At 47.0% G+C, this 2,438-nt stretch carries 2 protein-coding genes and 1 pseudogene; all 3 read right to left on the bottom strand.

From position 1 onward, the window contains the following. Positions 1-117, bottom strand: a pseudogene (locus ACTHUM_RS11540) (UDP-2,3-diacylglucosamine diphosphatase); the annotation flags it as partial. Positions 118-269: 152 nt separating this feature from the next. Further along, positions 270-1,655, bottom strand: a complete 1,386-nt coding sequence (locus ACTHUM_RS11535) for a PIG-L deacetylase family protein (protein ID WP_377072524.1) — start codon at positions 1,653-1,655, stop codon at positions 270-272. A gap of 239 nt (positions 1,656-1,894) precedes the next feature. After that, positions 1,895-2,438: amino acid--tRNA ligase-related protein (locus ACTHUM_RS11530; protein ID WP_440402930.1), on the bottom strand; the 544-nt coding region annotated here is incomplete at its 5' end.

The following is a 2,438-nucleotide window of genomic DNA, read 5'->3' as shown; positions in this document are numbered from 1 at the left end:
AATGTATACGGCTTGGGCATGAATGGCTTTTTCTTGCATAAATTTCTGGAAGAGTGCGGTCAGTTGAGGATGGGATTCGCTCAGGTGCAAATCGGCGATGAAGTAAATCGGCATGATGATGTGGGACGTGTGGGAAGGGTTTTATTATAACTTGGGTTGCCGCATTTGGATTTGGGCTTGGTGTTTTTCGTTTGTAATGCAGTGATTTTATTATTTTGATTTGGTGTGATAAAGGCCGTCTGAAACATCTTTTCAGACGGCCTTTTGGTTTATTGGGCTTTGCCCTGATAGGTGATTTGTTTCAGTGTCTCTTCTTGGTACAAGTCGCTAATGGGGACGGTATAGAAGAATTCGTTGCTGCGAACAAAGCGGTTGACCAAGTCTTTGTCGAGATGGAGGACATGGTGTCGCAGTTTGTTTAAGCCTTTGAATATCATGGTGCTCCAACGCATATAGCCGTCTGAATTGGGACGGATGTCGTTCATGGCATCAAGGGCGAGGAGTTTGCGGTTTTGCTCTTCTTTATCCAAAGGATGGGAATAGATGCTTTGGAAGTAAAACGGTTGCTCGGAGGGCGGCGGCAGGCTGAGGGAAGAGCCTACTTTGCCGATAGGGAAGTCGTCGCTCAGATAATGTATGGTGTGCAAAAACAGATTGCCGCGGCGGTAATCGATTTTACGCAGGGCTTCGATGGCGGCCAGCGCAGTATGTTGATGGTCGGGATGCGTATCAATATTTGGGGACGGCGTCACGATAATATCCGGCTGGAATGTTTCTATCAGATAGCTAAGGTTGTCTACCAAGCTGTTCCAAGTAGAGCCGGGTTTGAGATGTTTCGCCAATGGGGAGGTATTGGCACTGCGGAAAATATCGACATCGGTCGTATCGATTTTGGTCGATTTAATCTCTTTTTCCGGATTTTGGCGCATGGCGGTCAATGTGCTGTCGAAGTAGCCCAGCTGCAGGATGTTTTCAGACGGCACGCCGGCCAAAAGGGGAACGGCTAGGCTGTTCCAAACGCGCATCCGGCCTTTTTGCAGATATTGTGCCTGGGTGTCGAAGTCGCATGTGCTGTAAAGATTGCCATAGTGGAAGCTGCCGCCTTCGCTGGCGGTTAAAGTGCAGATCATTGAATTGGCGGCGTGTTTTTCGTACAAACCGTATGCGCCGAGTTCAGCATCGTCAGCATGAGGCGCGAGGACAAGGATTTTTTTGCCGTCGAGGTTTTCACGCGGATAAACAGAGAGTTCGATTTCTTGATCTGGTAAGGACAGGTATTTGCCTTCCAGGCGGATGGTTTTGTCGCTGTCGGAGAAGGTGTCGCTCAGATTGATATAGCGCACGCCTTTTGCGCCGTATTCGAAATATTGCTTCCATCTGCCTTTAGATGAAATGGTTTCAACAAAAGGCAGTATCAGCAATCCTGCCCAAGTCGATTTGATGCGGATTTTGGCAATAACGGTATCTTGCCCGCTGATAGTGGCGGGCAAAGTCAGGCTGCCACCTTTGAGGATGGCATGCGCGGTAGAGGGAAGGGAGGGATAGTTATAATCTTGGTGTGTGTCGTAGGCGAACTGTTTTTTATGAATAATAGAAGTAATAATAAACAAAGTAACAAAAAAAATCAGTATCAGCCCAATTAGTATCAGAAACATTGTCAGGTTCCTTTATTGTTATAACAGCTATGATATTGCTTGCGAAGTCTATTTGTTTGTTTTTCTTACAAACGGTTGTTTTTTGTACTCTAACGTCATTAAAGAAAACGTTTAAAATAAAACAGTTTGCGGGTTGATTATATATAAACGACCAAAATGTAGAAAGGCCGTCTGAAAGATTTGAAAGAAATTTCAAAAATTTCAGACGGCCTTGATATTTTAAAGGTTAAGCCGGTAAATTATGCTTCTTTTGTTTCAACTGCTTTCTGACGCAGACGCAGGCTCAACTCTCGAAGTTGTTTGTCGTCGACCACATTAGGTGCATTGGTCAGCAGACATTGTGCACGTTGTGTTTTCGGGAAGGCAATCACGTCGCGGATAGATTCGGCACCGGTCATCAGGGTAACCAGACGGTCGAGACCGAATGCAAGGCCGCCGTGAGGAGGCGCGCCGAATTTCAGGTTGTCCAAGAGGAAACCGAATTTCTCTTGTTGCTCTTCAGGGCTGATTTTCAGCGCGGCAAACACTTTCTCTTGTACGTCTGCACGGTGGATACGGATAGAGCCACCGCCGATTTCCCAGCCGTTCAATACCATGTCGTAGGCACGGGCCAAGCAGTTTGCAGGGTCGGAAACCATCAGGTCTTCATGACCTTCTTTTGGCGCGGTAAACGGATGGTGTACGGCAACGTAGCGGTCGGCTTCTTCGTCGTATTCAAACATTGGGAAATCGACAACCCACAAAGGTTTCCATTCGTCTACGAAGTAGCCGTTGTCTTTGCCG

The sequence above is a fragment of the Neisseria sp. P0021.S006 genome (assembly GCF_051956895.1).
The sequence above is the reverse complement of the archived record's forward strand: the minus strand, read 5'-3'. Positions and strand labels throughout refer to the sequence as shown.

Coding starts and splice junctions, on each gene's coding strand:
- ACTHUM_RS11535 (WP_377072524.1), bottom strand. CDS start 1,655: ATGTTTCTGATACTAATTGGGCTGATACTGATTTTTTTTGTTACTTTG.